This window comes from Streptomyces sp. NPDC056061, assembly GCF_042266885.1.
Taxonomy (GTDB): domain Bacteria; phylum Actinomycetota; class Actinomycetes; order Streptomycetales; family Streptomycetaceae; genus Streptomyces.
Window position 1 is genome coordinate 114,830 of record NZ_JBHJWQ010000008.1, and the last position, 21,549, is coordinate 136,378.

The 21,549-nt window shown below is 70.1% G+C and carries 15 protein-coding genes and 1 pseudogene; 2 read left to right on the top strand and 14 right to left on the bottom strand.

What is annotated here, in order from left to right; genetic code table 11:
* Positions 1–17: 17 nt before the first annotated feature.
* The 7 genes from topA to ACFC79_RS14915 all read right to left on the bottom strand — a co-directional run bounded on the left by topA (position 18) and on the right by ACFC79_RS14915 (position 11,798).
* Positions 18–2,942 (bottom strand): type I DNA topoisomerase, encoded by a 2,925-nt coding sequence (gene topA, locus ACFC79_RS14885; protein ID WP_376239821.1) that lies wholly within the window; start codon positions 2,940–2,942, stop codon positions 18–20.
* A gap of 404 nt (positions 2,943–3,346) precedes the next feature.
* Positions 3,347–3,544, bottom strand: a complete 198-nt coding sequence (locus tag ACFC79_RS14890; RefSeq protein WP_376239824.1) for a hypothetical protein — start codon at positions 3,542–3,544, stop codon at positions 3,347–3,349.
* Positions 3,545–4,224: 680 nt separating this feature from the next.
* Positions 4,225–5,742, bottom strand: coding sequence for a methyltransferase (locus ACFC79_RS14895; protein WP_376239827.1), 1,518 nt, complete (start codon positions 5,740–5,742; stop codon positions 4,225–4,227).
* A 307-nt stretch (positions 5,743–6,049) separates the two neighbouring features.
* Complete coding sequence (locus ACFC79_RS14900) at positions 6,050–6,673, bottom strand: small secreted protein (RefSeq protein ID WP_376239829.1); 624 nt, start codon at positions 6,671–6,673, stop codon at positions 6,050–6,052.
* A gap of 497 nt (positions 6,674–7,170) precedes the next feature.
* The gene (locus ACFC79_RS14905) at positions 7,171–9,633 is read right to left on the bottom strand and encodes a sodium-translocating pyrophosphatase (protein ID WP_376239832.1); all 2,463 of its coding nucleotides are present in this window, start codon (positions 9,631–9,633) and stop codon (positions 7,171–7,173) included.
* Between the two features lie 393 nt (positions 9,634–10,026).
* The gene (locus ACFC79_RS14910; RefSeq protein WP_376239835.1) at positions 10,027–10,500 is read right to left on the bottom strand and encodes an ATP-binding protein; all 474 of its coding nucleotides are present in this window, start codon (positions 10,498–10,500) and stop codon (positions 10,027–10,029) included.
* Between the two features lie 944 nt (positions 10,501–11,444).
* Positions 11,445–11,798, bottom strand: a complete 354-nt coding sequence (locus ACFC79_RS14915) for an STAS domain-containing protein (protein WP_003967428.1) — start codon at positions 11,796–11,798, stop codon at positions 11,445–11,447.
* Positions 11,799–11,876: 78 nt separating this feature from the next.
* Here ACFC79_RS14915 and ACFC79_RS14920 point away from each other — a divergent pair, with 78 nt between their 5' ends.
* Positions 11,877–14,477: a DEAD/DEAH box helicase gene (locus ACFC79_RS14920; RefSeq protein WP_376239837.1), complete on the top strand. Its 2,601-nt coding sequence runs from the start codon at positions 11,877–11,879 to the stop codon at positions 14,475–14,477.
* A gap of 88 nt (positions 14,478–14,565) precedes the next feature.
* Here ACFC79_RS14920 and ACFC79_RS14925 read toward each other — a convergent pair.
* The 7 genes and pseudogenes from ACFC79_RS14925 to ssd all read right to left on the bottom strand — a co-directional run.
* Positions 14,566–15,030: pseudogene (locus ACFC79_RS14925) on the bottom strand (Rv3654c family TadE-like protein); the annotation flags it as partial.
* Positions 14,922–15,296, bottom strand: coding sequence for a TadE family type IV pilus minor pilin (locus tag ACFC79_RS14930; protein WP_376239840.1), 375 nt, complete (start codon positions 15,294–15,296; stop codon positions 14,922–14,924). The gene ACFC79_RS14930 and the pseudogene ACFC79_RS14925, both read right to left, overlap by 109 nt.
* The gene (locus ACFC79_RS14935) at positions 15,283–15,483 is read right to left on the bottom strand and encodes a DUF4244 domain-containing protein (protein WP_376239843.1); all 201 of its coding nucleotides are present in this window, start codon (positions 15,481–15,483) and stop codon (positions 15,283–15,285) included. Before ACFC79_RS14935 ends, ACFC79_RS14930 begins: the two co-directional genes overlap by 14 nt.
* Before the next feature lie 177 nt (positions 15,484–15,660).
* Positions 15,661–16,452 carry a type II secretion system F family protein gene (locus ACFC79_RS14940; protein WP_376239846.1) on the bottom strand — a complete coding sequence of 264 codons (792 nt, stop codon included), beginning with the start codon at positions 16,450–16,452 and terminating at the stop codon, positions 15,661–15,663.
* Positions 16,449–17,315 carry a type II secretion system F family protein gene (locus tag ACFC79_RS14945; RefSeq protein WP_376239849.1) on the bottom strand — a complete coding sequence of 289 codons (867 nt, stop codon included), beginning with the start codon at positions 17,313–17,315 and terminating at the stop codon, positions 16,449–16,451. Before ACFC79_RS14945 ends, ACFC79_RS14940 begins: the two co-directional genes overlap by 4 nt.
* An 11-nt stretch (positions 17,316–17,326) precedes the next feature.
* On the bottom strand, positions 17,327–18,475 hold the full coding sequence (locus tag ACFC79_RS14950) for a TadA family conjugal transfer-associated ATPase (RefSeq protein WP_376239852.1): 1,149 nt from the start codon (positions 18,473–18,475) through the stop codon (positions 17,327–17,329).
* Positions 18,472–19,533 carry a septum site-determining protein Ssd gene (gene ssd / locus ACFC79_RS14955; RefSeq protein WP_376240180.1) on the bottom strand — a complete coding sequence of 354 codons (1,062 nt, stop codon included), beginning with the start codon at positions 19,531–19,533 and terminating at the stop codon, positions 18,472–18,474. The genes ACFC79_RS14950 and ssd overlap by 4 nt, the downstream gene beginning before the upstream one ends.
* Before the next feature lie 568 nt (positions 19,534–20,101).
* Between ssd and ACFC79_RS14960 the strand changes: the two genes are divergently transcribed.
* Positions 20,102–20,941, top strand: a complete 840-nt coding sequence (locus ACFC79_RS14960; RefSeq protein WP_376239855.1) for an HAD family hydrolase — start codon at positions 20,102–20,104, stop codon at positions 20,939–20,941.
* Positions 20,942–21,549: the final 608 nt, after the last annotated feature.

Genomic DNA, 21,549 nt, shown 5'->3' on the forward strand with positions numbered 1-21,549 from the left:
GCCCCGGGCAGCCCCGCTCAGCTCTCCGCGGACGCCCCGGAAGCCGCGGACGTCTTCGTCGCCCCCGTGGTCTTCTTCGCGGCCGTGGCCTTCTTCGCGGTGGTCGTCTTCTTCGCCGCGGTCTTCTTCGTGGCGGCGGTCTTCTTGGCGGTCGTCTTCTTCGCCGCCGTCTTCTTCGCCGTCGCCTTCTTGGCCGGTGCCTTCTTCGCCGTCTTCTTCTTGGCGGGCCCCTTGGCGCGCTTCTCGGCGAGCAGCTCGTAGCCGCGCTCCGGCGTGATCGTCTCGACGCTGTCGCCGGTCCGCAGCGTGGCGTTGGTCTCACCATCGGTGACGTACGGGCCGAAGCGCCCGTCCTTCACCACGACCGGGGCCCCGCTCACCGGGTCGGTCCCCAGTTCCTTCAGCGGCGGCTTGGCGGCGGCGCGGCCGCGCTGCTTGGGCTGGGCATAGATCGCCAGGGCCTCTTCGAGCGTGATGTCGAAGAGCTGCTCCTCGGAGGTGAGCGACCGCGAGTCCGTGCCCTTCTTCAGGTACGGGCCGTAGCGGCCGTTCTGCGCGGTGATCTCGACGCCCTCGGCGTCCTCGCCGACGACCCGCGGCAGCGACATCAGCCTGAGCGCGTCGGCAAGCGTGACCGTGTCCAGGGACATGGACTTGAAGAGCGAGGCCGTCCTCGGCTTCACCGCGTTCTTGCCGGTCTTCGGCGTGCCCTCGGGCAGCACCTCGGTGACGTACGGGCCGTAGCGCCCGTCCTTGGCGATGATCAGGTGCCCGCTGACCGGATCCGTACCGAGCTCGAAGTCGCCGCTCGGCTTGGCCAGCAGCTCCTCCGCGTACTCCACGGACAGTTCGTCGGGCGCCAGGTCCTCCGGCACGTCCGCGCGCTGGTGGCCCTCGGCGTCCTTCTCGCCGCGCTCGATGTACGGCCCGTAGCGACCGACCCGCAGCTTGATGTCGTTGCCGACCGGGAACGAGGAGATCTCCCGGGCGTCGATCGCCCCGAGGTCGGTGACGAGCTCCTTCAGGCCGCCGAGGTGGTCGCCGTCGCCGTTGCCCGCGTCGGAGGCCGCGCCCGCACCGGCCATGTCGTCACCGGCGCCGAAGTAGAAACGCTTCAGCCACGGGACGGACTGGGCCTCGCCCCGCGCGATGCGGTCGAGGTCGTCCTCCATCTTCGCGGTGAAGTCGTAGTCGACGAGTCGGCCGAAGTGCTTCTCCAGCAGGTTGACCACGGCGAACGACAGGAAGGACGGGACGAGCGCCGTGCCCTTCTTGAAGACGTAACCGCGGTCCAGGATCGTGCCGATGATCGAGGCGTACGTCGACGGACGGCCGATCTCGCGCTCTTCGAGCTCCTTGACCAGCGACGCCTCGGTGTAGCGGGCCGGCGGCTTGGTGGCGTGCCCGTCGGCCGAGATCTCCTCGGCGGACAGCGCGTCGCCCTCGGCGACCTGCGGCAGACGGCGCTCGCGGTCGTCGAGCTCGGCGTTCGGGTCGTCCGCGCCCTCGACGTACGCCTTCATGAAGCCGTGGAAGGTGATCGTCTTGCCGGACGCGGAGAACTCGGCGTCCCGGCCGTCGTTCGCCCGGCCACCGATCTTGACGGTGACGGAGTTGCCGACCGCATCCTTCATCTGGGAGGCAACGGTCCGCTTCCAGATCAGCTCGTAGAGCCGGAACTGATCGCCGGTGAGGCCCGTCTCGGCAGGGGTGCGGAAGCGGTCGCCGGAGGGACGGATCGCCTCGTGCGCCTCCTGCGCGTTCTTGACCTTCCCCGCGTAGGTGCGCGGCCTGTCCGGCAGGTAGTCGGCGCCGTACAGCTGCGTGACCTGGGCCCGGGCCGCGGCGACCGCGGTGTCCGAGAGGGTCGTGGAGTCGGTACGCATATAGGTGATGAAGCCGTTCTCGTACAGCTTCTGCGCGACCTGCATGGTGGCCTTGGCCCCGAAGCCAAGCTTCCGGCTCGCCTCCTGCTGGAGGGTCGTCGTCCGGAACGGGGCGTACGGCGAGCGCCGGTACGGCTTCGACTCGACCGACCGCACGGTGAACGCGGTGTCGGCGAGCGCGGCGGCCAGGGCGCGGGCGTTCGCCTCGTCCAGGTGCAGCACCTGTCCGGAGCCGGACTTGAGCCGGCCGTCCGGACCGAAGTCACGGCCCTGGGCGATGCGGCGGCCGTCGACCGTGCTGAGGCGCGCGGTGAACGACGACGGGTCGGAGGCGTCCACGCGTCGCGCGCCACCACTACCGAACGTCCCGTTCGCCCCGGTTCCGGCACCGTTTCCGGTGGAGAACGTTCCGGTCAGGTCCCAGTACTCGGCGGAACGGAAGGCGATGCGCTCGCGCTCCCGCTCGACGACGAGGCGGGTCGCCACGGACTGGACGCGGCCGGCCGACAGCCGCGGCATGACCTTCTTCCACAGGACCGGCGAAACCTCGTAGCCGTAGAGCCGGTCGAGGATGCGGCGGGTCTCCTGGGCGTCGACCATGCGCTGATTGAGCTCGCGCGGGTTGGCGACGGCGGCCCGGATCGCGTCCTTGGTGATCTCGTGGAAGACCATCCGGTGGACCGGGACCTTGGGCTTCAGGACTTCCTGCAGGTGCCACGCGATGGCTTCGCCCTCGCGGTCCTCATCGGTGGCGAGGAAGAGCTCGTCGGACTCGGCAAGAAGCTGCTTGAGCTTCCTGACCTGTGCCTTCTTGTCCGCGTTGACGACATATACGGGCTGGAAGTCGTGCTCGACGTCGACGCCGAGCCGACGGACCTCGCCGGTGTACTCGTCCGGGACCTCGGCGGCTCCGTTCGGCAGGTCGCGGATGTGCCCGACGCTCGCCTCGACGACGTAACCGGGGCCGAGGTAGCCCTTGATCGTCTTCGCCTTGGCAGGCGACTCGACGATGACGAGTCGGCGGCCGCCCTGTGCGGTCTCGCTGGTCGGGGACAACTTCGCTCTTCTCTCCGGTCGACGCTCGGTGGGCATCCGGGCAGCCGTGTGGCGCTGCCGACGGTGCTGTCGCTGCGGAGTGTGACGGTACAACCCGCCCCCGTGTCAAACGGCAAAAGCCCGCAACGGCCACTCGAACGGTAACCCGACTCCCGGCATTCCTGCCGCCCGGACTACCCGGTCCGCCGTGTGCACGGTCGCCGCCCACCGGTTTCCCGCATGGCCCGGTGGCGACCCGGGCCTCCGCAGGTGTCCGCCGCGGGACGTGGGCGCTCCGGGCGTGTTTCCCGCCCTGACCTGCCGGGCCCGGGGGCCTCACCGGAATCGGCGTACATCGGCGGGGCTGCGACGCCCCGCCGGGACCCGCACCGCTCGGCGGCCCGCACGATCCGGCCGGAAGTGGATCAGATGCGGGTGAAGCACCACACACCGAGGACGAGAAAAAGTACGCCGAACACAGTGGCGACAGTGGCGGAAGCGACGGGGCTCACACCATGTGCCACCGGCGCACCGTTCCGCACACGTGTCCCCGTCCAGAGCAACAGCGCGGCGCCGAACAGCGCGAACACCGTTCCTGCGAGGACTGCGGGTCCGCTCTCCATTGCCCGTACGCCTCCCTGTCCCTGCTCGGCCGGGGGCCCGTGCCGTCCCGGTCAGGGGGAGGCTGTCACCCCGGGGCGTCGGGGACGCGAACCCCGGGTGAATGGCCGGATTCGCACAGCGCCGCAGTCCGGTACCGGTACGACAACCGGAATCGACCGGGCGGCCGGAACCGGTACGTCGACCGGAACCGATCGGGCGGCCATGACGGTCCGGACGGAAACGCCCCCCGAACCCGATCCGGCCGCCGCTCATCACCGACCGCTCGCCGCCCGCCACGCGCCGCAGGCCGCGGCACGGAGCACGGGCCGCAGGGCACGGGCCGCAGACCCCAGGCCGCTCCAGCCGGAGCATGCGCCCCTTCAGGTTCAGGACAGCCGGAGGAAACGGCCCGCCTACCTCATCGAGAGGTGCTGCCCGTCGGCCCCGCCGGAACGCACGGCCCGTCGGCCGGCCACACGGCGACGCGCGTGAAGCCGCCGCCGATGTGGGCGTTCGTCACGCACCCGAACGCGACCCCCGGCCCGGAACGAACTCCGGACCTGAGCGAACACCGAACCGGAGCGAACTCCGGACCTGAGCAAAACTCCGAACCGGAGCGAACTCCGAACCGAGGCGAACTCCGACCGCAAGCCCCGAAAGAAGGAGGCGACGGCCGCCCTCTCGGGCCGCGGCAGCACCGTCAGCCGACCGACGGCGACACCGGCTCCAGGAAGCCCTCCTCCACCAGCAACCGGATGGCCTGCGGCGTGCGATCGCGCAGCAGCACCGGGTCCTCGTTCATCAACTGGGCGATGGCGTCCAGGATCCGGCCCGCGGGAAGCGTCCCGTCGCACACTCCGGCGAAGCCCGCGCCGACGGCGTCGACCTTCGTCGCCCGCCGCATCCCGCGGTTCTGACGGAGCACCACATGTTCGGGGTCCTCGGCGCCGGGCAGTCCGACCTGCTCCTGCACGACTTCGGCGGCCAGCGTGAAACGGCCGGCCAGCAGCGCCGCGTCGTCCTGCTCCCGGAGGAAGTCCTGGCGCGCGAAGTGGGCCTGGACGGCCGGTCCGAGCGGCTGCTCCACCGCGTGCGGCCACTCCTCGACCACGATCGACGGGTTCCCCGCCGCAGCCGCGGCCGACTTGCGCAGGGTGATCCAGCCGAAGCCGACACCCTTGGTGCGACGGGCCTCGAACTCGTCCAGCCAGGCGTCGTACCGTGCCGCGTACTCGGCCGGGTCCGTGCGGTGGTCACCGCTGTCACGCAGCCACAGCTCCGCGTACTGCGTGACGTCCTGAACCTCGCGCTGCACGATCCAGGCGTCGCAGCCGTGCGGCACCCAGGAACTCAGCCGGCTCTGCCACTCCTCACCCTCCACATGCTGCCAGTTGGCGAGGAAGTGGGCGTATCCCCCCTCGTTGAGCCGATCGCCCGACTGCTGCACCAGGGTCCGGCACAGGTCGTCGCCGCCCATGCCGCCGTCACGGTAGGTGAGACGGGCACCGGGCGAGATGACGAACGGCGGATTGGAGACGATCAGGTCATACGTCTCCGTGCCGACCGGCTCGTAGAGGGAACCCAGACGCACATCCGCCTCGGGGGCCCCGGACAGGGCGAGCGTCAGCCGGGTGAACTCCAGCGCACGGGGATTGAGATCGGTGGCCGTGACCCGGGTGGCGTGCTGGGAGGCATGCAGCGTCTGGATGCCGGAGCCCGAGCCGATGTCGAGCGCGGAGGCGACCGGCGTGCGGACGGTGATCCCGGCGAGCGTGGTGGACGCCCCGCCGACACCGAGCACCACGCCCTCCTCGCGCGAACCGATGCCACCCGCTCCCCCGACCGCGCAGCCGAGGTCGGAGACGATGTACCAGTCCTGTCCCTCGGGCCCGCCGTACGGCCGCACATCGACCGTGGCCCGCACCTCGTCGTCGGTGCGGACCACCCAGCCGTCCTCGATGCACTCCGCCAGTGGGAGCGCAGCGCGGGCGCGCTCGTACGGGACGGGGCGCTGCAACAGAAAGAGCCGCACCAGCGTGTCGAGCGGGGACTCACCACGAGTGGCCCGCAGCGCCGGGACCGTCTCGCTGCGCGCGAGCGCGGCATAGGCGGGCGCACCGAGCAGGTCGAGGAGCCCGTCGGCGGTGAAGTCGGCGGCGAGCAGGGCTTCGCGGAGCCGGGGCGAACGGTCGGGCGCGGGAAGACTGGTCGTACTCACCCCACCATTGTGTCCGCTCCCACCGACAACGGCAGCGGCCCGGTGCCCACCGGGACCGGCGTACCGACCCTGCGGCCCGGCCCGTGGCCCCTGGCACACAGCCTCGGGCGCACAGCCCCAGGCGCACGACTCCGGGCGCGCGGCCCCCGGGTCCGCGGAGGTGTCGAGGATGCGGACACCCCGTGCCCGAGGAGATCGGACTTCCGAGGACGGAGCCGCACGAGGGCCGGGCCCGTGGCGGCCGGAACCGCGCAGGGCCAGGACGATGGGTGCGGCTCGGCCCTCCGCTACCGCCGTCGGTGCCCGGTCACGCCTTCTTGCTGGGCGAAACGGACTGCGACGGGGTGGGTGCCCCGGGCGGCGTGGTCTGCGGCGTCGAGGCCGTCGGCTTCTGGCAGCCCTTCTGCTTCGCCATCGCGGTGCCGACCTCGCCGGACTGAAGCCTCTTCAGCGCCTTGTCACCACTCGTGCTGATCTTGTTCAGTTCGTCCGCGATGCCCTTGAGGCCGTCGGCGAACTTCGCCTGGTCCTTCGTGTCGAGCGCGTCGACCTTGGTCTGGAGGCTCGCGTACGCCGCGGACGAGGCGTTGAGCTCCTTCACTGCCTCCTTCTGCGTGGCCTCTCCGTCGTCCACCGGCGGCGGGCCCGCCGAGTCGACAGCCGCGCCCAGCGCCTTGTACGCCTGCGAGATCTGCTGGAAGGCTGCCGAGTCGGTCTTCTGGACATCGACGGGCTTGCTGTTGTCCGCGGTCTGCTGCTGGATGGCGGCGTTGGCGTTCGCGATCTTCTGCAGTTGGGGCTGGACCTGGTCGCAGACCGTCTTGGCCCAGTCGTTCACCTTTTCGCTGTTGTCGTCATCGCTGCCGCAGCCCGTCAGCGTCAGTACCAGTACCGCGCCGCCGGACAGCGCGGCCGCAAGCTTCTTGTTCACCGGATCGGTCCCTTCCAAGGCTCTCGGCCCCGGAACTTACACGTCGGATGCCCTCCATCCGGGTGCCGGGCGTCCGATAGGTAACCATTTGCAGCCATTTGCACCAAGGGGAAAGAGGGAGATACAACTCACCCGCCCAGCCCCCGAGATGAGGGACCGCTCGATCCACAAACACCCGCACGGACGCATCCGCAACGGGCGGCTCATGACCACCTCCGCCCCTGCCTCCCGCCTCCCGCCTCCCGCCTCCCGCCAAGCGGCAACCGGACCGGCGGACGAGGCCCCTGAGCAGACGACGCGTCAGAGCACCTCACCACACCGGCGCGGCGCCCGGCAGCGAAACCGGAACTGCTGCCCACGGCCCCCACGCCAAAACCGGAATGGCTGCACCCAGCCCCACAGCGAACCGGGACGGCTGCACCCGGTGGACGCCCCCGCCCCGCCCTCCGCGACCGGCGCCTCCGCCGGAACCTTCGCCTCCGGACTTCGCCGCCGCTTCACGAAACGCCCGCCCGGCCGGGCCGGGCGGGCCCGCCACCTCTACTCCCGCCCCCGTGCCTCTCTTCGTCCCCCATGGCAACCCCTCGCCGCTTGGAGGCACGGACCGCGCAGACGATGACGACGACGGCGAGCACCGCCACCCCGGCCCGGACACCGGGACTCGCGTCGTGCCCGTAGCTGAACCGCACAACGGCCGGGGCAATGAGCAGCGCGACCAGGTTCATCACCTTGAGCAAGGGGTTGATCGACGGTCCGGCCGTGTCCTTGAACGGGTCGCCGACCGTGTCACCGATGACGGTCGCGGCATGGGCCTCGCTGCCCTTCCCGCCGTACCGGCCGTCCTCGACGAGCTTCTTGGCGTTGTCCCACGCGCCACCGGAGTTGGCGAGGAAGACGGCCATCAGCGTGCCTGCGCCGATGGCGCCCGCAAGGTAGGAGCCGAGCGGACCGACCCCGAGGGCGAACCCGACAGCGATCGGCGCCAGGACGGCGAGCAGACCCGGCGTGGCGAGCTCGCGCAGGGCGTCCTTGGTGCAGATGTCGACGACGCGTCCGTACTCCGGCTTCTCACTGCGGTCCATGATTCCGGGGTGTTCGCGGAACTGCCGCCGCACCTCGTGGACCACGGAGCCGGCCGAGCGGGACACCGCGTTGATCGCCAGCCCGGCGAAGAGGAAGACGACCGCCGCGCCGAGCATCAGTCCCACCAGGTTGTTGGGCTGCGAGATGTCCAGGCTGAGAGTCATCTCCCCGAGTCCGGACCCGGCTCCGGACCCGGGCCCCACGCCGTCGACCGCCCCGGCGATCGCGTCGCGGTACGAGCCGAAGAGCGCCGACGCCGCCAGGACCGCGGTGGCGATGGCGATGCCCTTGGTGATGGCCTTCGTGGTGTTGCCGACCGCGTCCAGGTCGGTGAGCACCTGGGCACCCGCCCCCGTGACGTCCCCGGACATTTCCGCGATCCCCTGTGCGTTGTCGGAGACCGGACCGAAGGTGTCCATGGCCACGACGACACCGACGGTCGTGAGCAGTCCGGTGCCGGCCAGGGCCACCGCGAAGAGCGCCAGCGTGATCGACGTGCCGCCGAGCAGGAATGCCCCGTAGACACTCAGAGCGATCAGCATCGCCGTGTAGACGGCCGACTCCAGTCCGAGGGAGACGCCGGCGAGTACGACGGTGGCCGGGCCGGTCAGCGAGGACGTGCCGATGTCCGTGACCGGGCGCCGGTTCGTCCCGGTGAAGTAGCCGGTCAGCTGCTGGATCAGGGCGGCCAGCACGATGCCGATGGCCACGGCGACCAGGACGAAGATCCGCGGGTCGCCGCTGTGCGAGGCGATGGCGCGGTCGGTGACACCGTCCAGATCCGCGTAGGAGGACGGCAGGTGGACGAAGACGCCCACGGCCACCAGCGCCGGCGAGATCACGGCGGAGAGGAAGAAGCCTCGGTTGATCGCCGTCATTCCGCTGCGGTCGGTGCGCCGCGTGCTCACCGCGAAGATCCCGATCATCGCGGTGAGCACGCCGATCGCCGGAATGACCAGGGGAAGGGCCAGCCCGACATCACCGAAGGCGGCCTCGCCCAGGATGAGCGCGGCCACGAGCGTCACGGCGTACGACTCGAAGAGGTCGGCCGCCATGCCCGCGCAGTCGCCGACGTTGTCGCCGACATTGTCGGCGATGGTGGCGGCGTTGCGCGGGTCGTCCTCCGGGATCCCCTGCTCGACCTTGCCGACGAGATCGGCACCGACGTCCGCGGCCTTGGTGAAGATACCCCCGCCGACGCGCATGAACATGGCAATCAACGCGGCGCCGAGGCCGAAGCCCTCCAATACCTTCGGCGCGTCGGCGGAATAGACCAGCACGACGCAGGAGGCACCGAGCAGCCCGAGCCCCACCGTGATCATGCCGACCACGCCACCGGTACGAAAGGCGATCCTCATCGCTTTGTGCGAAACAGCCGCGAGGTCCTTTTCCGGTTCACCCTCTCCCTGAATCGCCTCACGCGCAGCAGCGGCCACACGCACATTGCTGCGCACGGCCAGTCGCATACCCGTGTATCCGGTGGCCGCCGAGAAAAGTGCGCCCACCAGAAAGAACACCGAGCGGCCCGCGCGCTGCGACCAGTCGTCGGCCGGAAGCAGCAGGAGCAGACAGAAGACCACCACGGCGAAGACGCCGACGGTACGAAGCTGACGGGTCAGGTATGCACGTGCGCCTTCCTGCACGGCGGCCGCGATCTCCTGCATCCGCTCGGTCCCCTCACCGGCCGCCAGTACCTGCCGCGACAGCAGTCGGGCGATCACAAGTGCGGCGACGGCGACGACCGCTACGCCGATCACGACGGCGCGGTTGACAGCGGTGAGCGTCGCAGCCGCGACGCTCTCGGGCCCGGTCGTGAGTGCGGAGAGTGCGGTTTCTTGTACCGGCCCCGGAATTGCGGTGCCGAAGAACTCCGCCATACGCCCTCCTCGACGCTCAGCACTCAAGACGTGGACGGATTGTAAGCAGCGCAACTCGAATCAGAGCGGCGGACCGCAGATGCAATTGACCCATATGACCGCATGGACAAAAGATCGAGTCGCAGGCCGCCCCGAATGCAGCAATGGGGCAGCAGGCAGACCCTCCACGAACGGCCGATCCCGAAGAAATGAAAAAGGCCCTGCTCGGCAGGGCCTCAAAGGGAAAATCAGGAAAATGGATCCGATACGGGACCCCGAACGGATCCGGGCCACGGACCGCCGTCACCCCGACGCCTGCGGCGCCTTGATGTCCGCACCGTCGCGCGCCGCCTGCGGCGCCTTGGCGTTCGCGGTGTCTGCGGCGTCCTGGAGTGTCCGCGGCGTCCGTGAGCCTCAGGGGATAACGGTCACGGGCGTCTTCGGCCAGGTCATCCGGATCACTCCGCCATTGACACCCGACCTGACTTCCACGTCGTCGACGAGACCGCTGATGACCGCGAGCCCCATCTCGTCCTCGCCGTCGGCACCGGCCTCGGGTTCCGGCTCGTCGAGGCCCCCGCCGGACGCGGCGCCGCGCTTCGCGGCTGCTCCGCCGGGAACGGGTTCGGCGCCCGACCCGGGCAACTTGTCCCCGACCTCGATGGAGAAGGACTTCTCCTCCTCGGTCAGGGCAACGGAGACGGGATCGGTGATGCCATGGCTGCGGTGCAGGCCGACTGCGCGACTGCATGCCTCGCCGACGGCAAGTCGGACTTCGTCGAGCACGGCTTCGTCCACGCCTGCCCGGCGCGCCACAGCGGCTGCGACGAGGCGTGCCGTCCTGACATGCTCGGGCTGGGCGCTGAAGCGGAGTTCAACGGTGGCCATGTGATCCCCCTCAGACGTACGGACGTGCATCCCGGGCGCCTGGGCACGCCGCCCGTCGCCCCGGCTCTTCTTCCGGTGTTCCTCTGGTCTTCACTCCGACCGTCACCCGGCTCTCCCTCGACATTCTCCCGGTCGCCCTTCCGGCGCCCTCCGGCGCTTCTCCGGCGTCCTTCCGGCTGCTTTCCAGCCCGCCGAACGTTTCACCGGACCTTCGCCCGGCGGCCACCCGTCCGGTTACCCCGTCCGGCTGCCTCATCCGGCTCTTCGCCCGGCCGCGATACCTCCGCCCCGAGCAGACATCTCCGCACAAAACCGGCAAATGGGGCCGGTTCCGTCAGTCCCGCCGCACCATCACGAACGATCGATGCCACCGATGTACGGCGATCGCCCCTGGCGCCGGCCCCACCAGGGCAAGACCGGCCCGGTGACCACCGACAACCCGGTGGCCCGTCGACAGTGGCCCGTCGACAAGCAGTCCGGCGTACACACGCCCCGTCGCCCACACGGCCGACTGCCGAACAGCCGACCGACAGGTATGGGGAGCGCGCGTCCACCGATCGCCAGGTCAGCCGTTCGCCCGGTCAGCCGTTCGCCCGGTGGGCAACAGCTCGAACAACGACGTTCCGGCTCCGGCCCCGCCGGGGTATCCGACCTCTCGGTCTGCCCGACCGCCGACGACCCGACCGATCGTCCGCTCTGTTGTTGTCCACGAATCTGCTGTTGTCCACGAATCGAAAGACTCACCGGACGGCAGGCTGCCGCCGGTCGCACGCGCCCGATACCGGCGGCCAGGCGGACTGCCGGTACGCGGACCGTGCGCGGGACCGGCCGTCGGCCGATCCGCACACCCGACCCCGTGCCAGCCCGATACGGACCCGACGCGCCGGAACACGGACCCCGGCCCACCGAGTACGAACCCGGTGGGCCGGGCAACGGCCCCGGCCTCAGTCGGTGGCCGCAACCGCCTCGTCGACCGTGGTGTGGATCGGGAACACCTTGGTCAGACCGGTGATCCGAAAGATCTTGAGAATGCGCTCCTGGTTGCAGACGAGACGCAGCGAGCCCTCATGGGCCCGGACGCGCTTCAGGCCGCCCACGAGCACGCCGAGGCCGGTGGAGTCGAGGAAGTCGACGCCTTCCATGTCGACAACCAGGTGGTAGCTGCCGTCATTCACCAACTCGACCAACTGCTCGCGCAGCTTGGGCGCGGTATACACATCAATCTCGCCACCGACCTCGACGACCGTACGGTCGCCGCCAGGGCCGGACACATTGCGAGTCGACAAGGACAGGTCCACGGATCCTCCAGCACCTTGCTATCGAGCGGTCGCCCCTCGGTCTCCCCGGCGGAGCCGGGGGACGGATCGCCAGCCGCGATGGCATTCAATCACTTACCAGCAGCCATGCACGACGCCTTGGGACCATTGTCCGTCACGCCAGTGACACACTCGATGCCGATGGCCAAGAAACACCGCCCCAGTCGACCACCCGGGAACAGGGACTCCGGCCCCTCTCCCGCCATGGTCCTCGACCGACTCGCCGCAGCGGCGGGCCGGTCCGCGCGCATCACTCATACGGAGCACTTGCCCCCGCGCGCGGGAACCCATGCCATCTGGCCCGACCGCATCCGGCCAGAAGTGATCGCCGCAATCCGGACGGCCGGCATCGACCAGCCCTGGGTGCACCAGGCCGTCGCCGCCGAGCACGCCCTGGACGGCGAATCCGTGGTCATCGCCACCGGCACGGCATCCGGGAAGTCGCTCGCCTATCTGGCCCCGGTGCTCACCACCCTGCTCGACGGCTCCGAGGCCCCGAACGGCCGAGGCGCCACCACCCTGTATCTCGCCCCCACCAAGGCCCTGGCCGCAGACCAGAGGCGTGCCGTGAAGGAACTCGCCGCCCCCCTCGGGAACGCCATCAGACCCGCCGTGTACGACGGGGACACCCCCGTCGAGGAACGCGAATGGGTGCGCCAGTACGCCAACCACGTCCTGACCAATCCCGACATGCTGCACCGCGGGATACTCCCGTCCCACCCCCGCTGGTCCTCCTTCCTGCGCGCCCTGCGCTATGTCGTCATCGACGAGTGCCACACCTACCGGGGAGTCTTCGGCTCCCACGTCGCCCAGGTCCTGCGACGACTGCGCCGCCTGTGCGCCCGCTACGGGGCGGATCCCGTCTTCCTCCTCGCCTCGGCCACGGCCGCCGAACCGGCTGTCGCGGCACGCCGCCTCACCGGGCTCCCCGTCCAGGAGGTCGCCGACGACTCCTCGCCCCGCGGCGAGCTGGTCTTCGCCCTGTGGGAGCCGCCGCTGACCGAACTGCACGGCGAGAAGGGCGCTCCCGTACGTCGCACCGCCACCGCCGAAACCGCCGACCTTCTCACCGACCTGACCGTCCAGGGCGTCCGTTCCGTCGCCTTCGTGCGCTCCCGCCGCGGCGCCGAACTGATCTCCGTCATCGCCAAGGAACGCCTCGCCGAGGTGGACCGCTCCCTCCCCGGCCGGATCGCCGCCTACCGCGGGGGCTATCTCCCCGAGGAACGTCGCGCCCTGGAACACGCCCTGCACTCCGGACGGCTCCTCGGCCTGGCCGCCACCACCGCCCTGGAACTCGGTATCGACGTCTCCGGGCTGGACGCCGTCGTCATGGCCGGCTACCCGGGCACCAGGGCGTCGCTGTGGCAGCAGGCGGGCCGTGCCGGACGCTCCGGCCAGGGGGCCCTGGCCGTCCTGGTGGCCCGCGACGACCCGCTGGACACCTTCCTCGTGCACCATCCCGAGGCGCTGTTCCGGCAGCCCGTGGAGTCGACGGTGCTCGACCCGGACAATCCGTACGTCCTCGCCCCGCATCTGTGCGCCGCGGCTGCGGAGCTCCCGTTGACCGAACCGGACCTGGAGCTCTTCGGTCCGGCCGCGGCCGACCTGCTGCCGCAGCTGGAGGCGGCGAAGCTGTTGCGCAAACGGGCGTCGGGCTGGCACTGGACCCGCCGCGAACGCGCCGCCGACCTCACCGACATCCGGGGAGAGGGCGGCCGTCCCGTCCAGGTCGTCGAGGAGGGCACCGGCCGGCTGCTGGGCACGGTCGACGAAGCCGCCGCGCACACCTCCGTGCACGAGGGCGCCGTCCACCTTCACCAGGGCCGCACCTATCTGGTGCGAAAACTGGATCTGGAGGATTCGGTGGCCCTGGTCGAGGAAGCGACACCGCCGTACTCGACGACCGCCCGCGACACCACCGCCATCACCGTCCTGGAGACCGACACCGAGGTCCCCTGGGGGGACGGCCGGCTCTGCTACGGCTCCGTGGAGGTCACCAACCAGGTCGTCTCCTTTCTGCGTCGCAAACTGATCACCGGCGAGGTCCTCGGCGAGACCAAACTCGATCTGCCGCCCCGCACTCTGCGCACCCGCGCGGTGTGGTGGACGGTCACGCAGGATCAACTCGACACCGCTCGTGTCAATCCGGAGATTCTTGGTGGTGCCCTGCACGCTGCGGAACACGCGTCCATCGGAATGCTGCCGCTGTTCGCCACCTGCGACCGGTGGGACATCGGCGGTGTGTCCGTGCCGCTGCACCCGGACACGTTGCTGCCCACGGTCTTCGTGTACGACGGGCACCCGGGTGGTGCCGGATTCGCCGAACGGGCCTTCCACACCGCCCGAGCCTGGCTGACCGCGACTCGCGAGGCCATCGCGTCCTGTGAGTGCGAGGCGGGCTGTCCGTCCTGCATCCAGTCCCCCAAGTGCGGCAACGGCAACGATCCGCTGCACAAGCGAGGTGCCGTACGCCTTCTCGGCGAGCTCCTCCGATCCGCTCCACCGGTTTCGGGAGAACCGGAGCCCCAGGGACCGGTGGAGGCGGTGGTGACTGATCCGAGAGGTCGGGGGCAGCCATCCGACGGTCAGGGGTGGAACCGGAAGCAGGAAGAGGATCGGAAAGAAAACCAGGAACAGGCGTCCGAGGGCCGGACGTAACCGTCGGAGGACCAGGCGCAGCCGACGGAGGGCCGGCCCTGGACCTGGCCGCCGGTTCGTATGGTCCGAAGCTCACCCGGACCGTGACGTCGGCGATCTCCCCACGCACCGTGCACCGCACCACCACGGCCCCCTGCGCCGCAGCCACCCTCTCGGCCGTGTCGCATGCCTGCTCCGGCCCGCTCAGGGCCCGGTCGGCCGCTGCCAGCGCCGCGAGGTCCGCCGCCCCGCCTGCCCGGTGCCTGACGACCACCACCTGCCCGAGGGCCAGCACGACGGCGAAGACCACGCACAACGTTGCCGTCGTCATCGCCACCCACACCGTCGCCAGCCCCGAGTCACGATGCGCCCGGCCCAGGACCCGGGCCGAGACACAGGCGTGGCCCAGAGACAGGTCCCGGTCCTCATCCCGGCCCCGGCCCAGGGTCGCCCGGCTCGTCCCCGTCACCGTGTCGCCCCCACCGTGTCCTCGGCAAGCGCCGCCGCCTCGGCGTGCAACGTCAGCGCCAGCGGACCGAAGCCGGGCGCCGGTGCCGCCACCCTCACGCGCCACAGTTCACCGATTCGCTCCGTCGCGACTTCGGCTCCACCGGGTGCCGCCGAACGGGCAACCTCCAGAACCTGCGCTTCCGGTTCCGAGCGTGCCGCCGCCCTCGCCCCGGCCCTGGCCGCGTCCACACATCTGATCTGGGCGGAGGCAGCCATCAGCGCCCAGACCAGCGACAGCGCGAACACCACCAGCACGGGAACAGCCATGGCCGCCTCCGCCGTCACCGCTCCCCTGTCCCCCGTGCCACTGCCGCCTCTAGAACTTCGCATCGAGCGCGTCCTTCACCAACGACTGCAGCGCGGACATGACCGGCTGGCTGGTGACCACCTTGTAGAGCACCGCCGCGAACGCGCAGGCGGCAATCGTTCCCACCGCATATTCGGATGTCGTCATTCCGTGGTCTGACCGGACTCGGCGCATCATGCGCCGCACCCAACCACCGATTCGCTGCACCATGTCAACCTCCGTGAAATACGTGATTTCTACTGATTGAGCAGTTGTTTGTGCGTACAGAGAGGCGCTGATTCTTTTCTGCCGAATCCGCCGGGGCCCGTCAGCCGCATCGGCCCTACCGGCCCCGTCGGACCTGCCGGTTCCACTGACTCTGCTGGCTCTGCTGGTTCCGCCGGCTCCTCAGCCGGTGTGAAGCAGGCCGGTCGCCAGGCCGATCACCACCGGTGCCACTCCGACAGCCAGGAAGGCGGGAAGGAAGCAGAGCCCCACCGGCGCGGTGATCAACACACCCGCTCGCTGGGCACGGGCCACGGCCGCACTTGCCCGCTCGGCCCGCAATGCCTCGGCGAGCCGAGCCACCGGCTCCGCCGCCGGCGCTCCGGTCGTTCCCGCCCGTTCCAGGCAACGGGACAGTGCGCGCGCCCCGGGTACCTCGCCGAACCTCTCCCAGGCCGCCGCAGGCTCACCACCGAGCCGGATTTCCGCCGCCGTCCGTGCAAGTCGCACACCAACCGGTCCGCCCAACGACTCCCCCACCGCCTCCGCGGCCTCCCACGGTCCGGCACCGGCGGAGATGCAGGCAGCCAGGAGGTCAGCAGCCAGGGGAAGTTGGCGCACCATCTCCGCAGCCCCGACAGCGTCCTGCCCCGGTTCGCGGGCACTGTGATTCCGCTGCCATCGCCGGATTCCGTACGCCCCCGCCAGACCGGACGCACACCCCGCCAGACCTCCGATCAGAACCGCACCCAGGGCCGCGACACCCACCGGTGCGATCCACTCCTTCACCCGGACGCCGGACAGTGCCCATCCACGTCGACGCTTCTCCCGGCCGATCGCGAACAGCGCCGCACCTCGGCGTCGCCCTGCCCGCATCTGTCGCCGTGCCACCAGGGCGAGGCCCAGACACGTGGCCATGCCCACAGCGGCCCACACCGCCACCCCATGCGCGACCTCTCGGGTGACCCCGTTCATGGCGCCTCCCCCGCCCGTACGATCCGCCCGGCCCAGCAGAGGCCTGCCGTCTCCAGCAACCCACCCACCGCCAGACAGGCCAACCCCGCCGGAGTGTGGAACAGCACCCGCAGTGGTTCGGCCCCGAGCATGGCCCCCAGTCCCAACCCCAGCACCGGCAGCAGTGCCAACACGGCCGCCGTCGACCAGGCGCCGGCCAGTTGGGCCCGCAACTCCTCCCGCCCGCGCCGTTCCGCTCTCAGCGCGCCCTCCAGCCGATCCAGTCCTGCCGCGAGTCCGGCACCTCCGTCCACGGCCACCCGCCAGCACGCCGCCATTCCGGCAAGCCCGTCCAGGCCCGGCACACGGGACGCCTGCCGGAGCGCCTCCGGCACGTCCCCACCGAACCGAGCCGCAGCGGACACGCCCGCCCCCATCGCCCCCAACGCGTCCGTACCGCGCGCTGCGAGGACCAACGCCCACCCCGGCTCGCGACCGGCCCTCAGCTCACCCACCACGGCGCCGCACAGCGCCACCACGTCATCGGCCCGGCGTTCCCGCCCCCGCCTCACAGCGCGTCGCCGCAGCCACCGCCGGACCAGCGGGATCGCCACCGCCCCTGCCGGCAGGGGAAGCACGGACCGGCCCAGAACAGCGACGCCCAGCGCAACCGGGAGGCACAACCACTCCGGCCTTTCCCGCACCCCCTGCCGAAGCCACCCATTCGCCCGCTCCCGGCACAGACCCAGCGGCGACGCCGGCCCACCATCGACGAACATCGCTCGGGCTCTGCGCCGCCTCCGGCCCCGCACAGTCACCGACCGGGCAGCAATCAAGAGACACAGGAGCGCGACACAGCTCGCGCTCGCCGCCGCCCCCGGCATCGCGCCTCCGTTCACAGCACGCCCCCGATCAGTGACCGCAGCCGACTCCATCCCCGCTCCTGAACAAATCCGGCAGTACCCCAGCGCAGCGCCGGCACGGTCACCACCAGCCCGGCCGCGTCCCGGTCCAGGACCTGCACCTCGGAGATCCGCCGCTGTCCGGACCGGTCCCTCACGAGATGAACCACCACCGACAACGCCGCTGCCAACTGGCTGTGGAGTGCCGCTCTGTCCAGCCCCGCCGCCGTCCCCAATGCCTCGAGACGGGCGGGTACGTGCTCGGCGGCATTGGCGTGAACCGTCCCGCAACCGCCCTCGTGCCCGGTGTTCAGCGCCGCGAGCAATTCCGTCACCTCGGCACCCCGTACCTCTCCGACCACCAGTCGGTCGGGCCGCATGCGCAGTGCCTGCCGCACCAGATCGCGAAGGGACACCTGACCCGCCCCCTCCTGGTTGGCAGGGCGGGTCTCCAGACGCACCACGTGCGGGTGGTCCGGCCGCAGCTCGGCCGAATCCTCCGCCAGCACGATGCGTTCCCGTTGCCCCACCGCGCCCAGCAGACTCGACAGGAGGGTCGTCTTTCCGGCCCCGGTCCCCCCGCTGATCACATACGAGACCCGGGCCTCCACCAGCGCCCTCAGCACCCGATCGCCACCCGGTGGCACGGTTCCCGCCGCAACCAGCTCCATCAGCGAGAAGGCCCTGGGCCGCACCACCCGCAGGGACAGACACGTCGACCCGACGGACACCGGTGGCAGCACGGCATGCATACGGGTTCCGTCCGGCAGCCGCGCGTCCACCCAGGGCCGGGCGTCGTCCAGCCGCCTCCCCGCCACGGCCGCCAACCGCTGTGCCAGCCTGCGCACCGCGGCTGCGTCCGGAAAGGTCACTCCGGTGAGTTCGAGCCCGCCTCCCCGGTCCATCCACACCCGATCGGGGGCGGACACCAGCACGTCCGTCACCGCCGGGTCGGCGAGCAGCGGCTCCAGCACCCCGGTACCGACCAGTTCACCGCGCAACTCATCGGTCACCACAAGCACTTCGGCGTCCCCGAGCAAGCGCCCCTGCGCCCGCAGCGCAGCTGCCACCCCGGCCGGGGTCGGAGCCGCACCACTCTGCGCCAACCGCTGCCGGACGGCGTCGAGCAGCGTGTCGGTCATGCCGCACCCCCGGCGCCGTGCCCCGCCACGTCCCGCGAGGCCATCGCTCGCTCCCAGAACGCCGCGCAGAACCTGGCCAGTGGGTCTCGCGCACTCCCACCGGGGGGAGAGCCGTCCTGCTGTGCCCCCAGGAGCCCTGTGTCGACCGGGAGTTCACCGACGAGCGGCAGCCTCAGAGCCTGCGCCACCCATTGCGCGTCGAGGCCTGCCGCGTACGGGCCGCGGGCCACCACACGCAGGTCGTCCAGAACCATCCCGGCCATCGACGCCACCCGCTTCGCCGCCGCCACCGCGCGAAGTTCCCCGGGAACCAGCAGCAGCCCGAGGTCCAACTGGGCGAGCACCTCGGCTGCGGCCTCGTCGACCCGACGCGGCAGATCGACGACCACCACCCCGCCGAGTCGCCGCGCAGCGGCCAACACCGCTCGCATCGCCTCCGGCGGGATGGCCACGCAGTCGTCACGCCCCCAACTGAGCACGCGTAGCCCATGCAGCGACGGCAACGACTCCTCCAGCGCACAGCCGCCGACCCGACCTTTGGAATGGGCGAAATCCGGCCACCGCAAACCTTCGGCGCGTTCGCCGCCGAGCAGCACATCGATGCCTCCGCCGAGCGGGTCACCGTCGATCAGTACGGTCCGCCGTCCTGCATCAGCCGCAGTCACCGCCAGGGCGCAGGCCAGTGTCGACGCTCCCGAGCCACCCCGTCCGCCGATCACCCCGACAGTGAGCGCGGGCCGGCCGACGCCTTCCACCGCGTTGGCGATCTGATCGACGAGCCAACCCTCCGAATCGGGCAGCCTCAGCACATATTCGGCCCCGATCTCCACGGCGCGGCGCCACACGTCCGGCGCGTCCTGGTCCCGCCCGACAAGCATCACTCCGCGCCTGCGAACCGCTCCACGGCACCTCCGCGCGGCATCGTCGCCCACGAGGACCATCGGAGCCTGTTCCCAACTGCCCCGACGATCAGGCAGCGAATGATGAACTTCCGGTTCTGCTCCTGCGGCCGCACACAGCCGCAGGAGATCGTCGAGGAGTTCCACATCCTCGGTCACGATCAGAGGCCCGCCCCGTCGCGCTTCGGCGGCCGGCAGACGATCCCGCGCGTTGGATTCAGCCACGATCTCCGCCCCCTTCTCACTGCACGTTCGCCGCGGGTCGCAGCGATCTCGGAGCGTTCCGGGATCAGCGATTCCGCAACCCGCGGACTTCGCGGTCGGAATCACCGTGCGGCACTTCCGGAAATCGTGTGGATCTTGCTCGAAAACTGTGGACAACCCTGCCGCTGTGAATAACTCCGTCACCCATACCAACGACTTCCGGAGAGCAGCACTTCCGTTACCCAGAGTGACGAGGCAGGATGGCAAACGACAGGGCGACAGTCGGCCAACACGATCCAATAGGGGGTCGGAATGCTTGGTTCCGAACGGCAGAAATGCGTCCGGACATGCGACGACCCCCGCCGGGGGGGAGAGCGGGGGTCGTCCCCACGGCCGACTCGGGGGGGGGGAGGAGCCGGACCGGGTTAGCACGGTCGCGAACGATCCGTGACTTCCATGGTGTACCCGAGAGCCTTCTCAGGCAAACCCACGCGCCGGAGTTTACGCCGAATGGTGGGCCCCTATGCTCTGCCGTGTGGAAAACCGCTTCTTGCCGCGCACAGCAGCCTTCTTCGACCTGGACAAGACGGTCATTGCGAAGTCTTCGACACTGACCTTCAGCAAGTCCTTCTACCATGGCGGACTGATCAACCGCCGCGCCGTACTGCGCACTGCGTACGCCCAGTTCGTGTTCCTCGCCGGAGGGGCAGATCACGACCAGATGGAACGGATGCGGGAATATCTCTCCGCGCTATGCAAGGGCTGGAACGTCCGGCAAGTGAAGGAAATCGTCGCCGAGACCCTGCACGACCTGATCGACCCGATCATCTACGACGAGGCGGCAACCCTCATCGAGGAACACCACACCGCCGGACGCGACGTGGTGATCGTCTCCACATCGGGCGCGGAGGTCGTCGAGCCGATCGGCGAACTGCTCGGCGCCGACCGAGTCGTCGCCACCCGGATGGTCGTCGGCGACGACGGCTGTTTCACCGGGGAGGTGGAGTATTACGCCTACGGGCCGACGAAGGCCGAAGCGATCAAGTCGCTCGCGATGTCGGAAGGGTACGACCTCTCGCGCTGCTACGCCTACAGCGACTCCATGACCGATGTGCCGATGCTGGAGTCGGTCGGACACCCCCACGCAGTGAACCCGGACCGCGCCCTGCGACGCGAAGCGACCCTTCGCGAGTGGCCGATTCTCGTCTTCAATCGCCCGGTCCGCCTGAAGCAACGGCTGCCCGCGTTCTCCATGCCGCCGCGTCCGGCGCTGGTAGCGGCTGCGGCAGTGGGGGCAGCCGCCGTGGCAGCGGGACTGGTCTGGTACACCTCACGCCGCCGCGCCATCGCCACGCCCGTCTGACCCGCGGGCCGGGCGGTGCTTTCGCGCACCCCGCCACACCACCCGGCCCGCCAACACCTGCCCCATCGCACCTGCCGACCACCCCGGCCAATCGGATCCGGAATCCGCCCCCACTACTCACCAAATCAGCAATTTCCAGCGGTTGGACCGATATGACCAACCCATGCGTAATTGAACCTAAAAGTAAAGATGTGCGGCCGCCACTACCGCTCAACCTGGCTCTGGAGTACAAAGGACTCAACGGCCCGCGAGACCAAGGACATCCGAAAGGATTACCTGTAACACGCAGAAGGCCCCACGGACCGAGCATGAAAACCGAGCACCCACGCGACGTCGACCCGTCGATTACGGGCCAGCCGCACCAGGGAACGGGCAAAGCACCCGACCTGATGGGCATATATCGAGGACGCATGGTAACTGGGTAGACATGCCAGCGGCGGTACCGAGGTCGGTACCGCCGCAACCCTTTTCAGGTGCCGGCTCCTCGCCGCACTCAGGTGCACGTTCTTCGCCGCACGTCGCAGTGCCCCACACCGAGGTCGGGCGACGAGGTCACCGCCGTGACATCACACGCGCGGTGTCGGACCCAGTCGCGCACGACAGTCGCA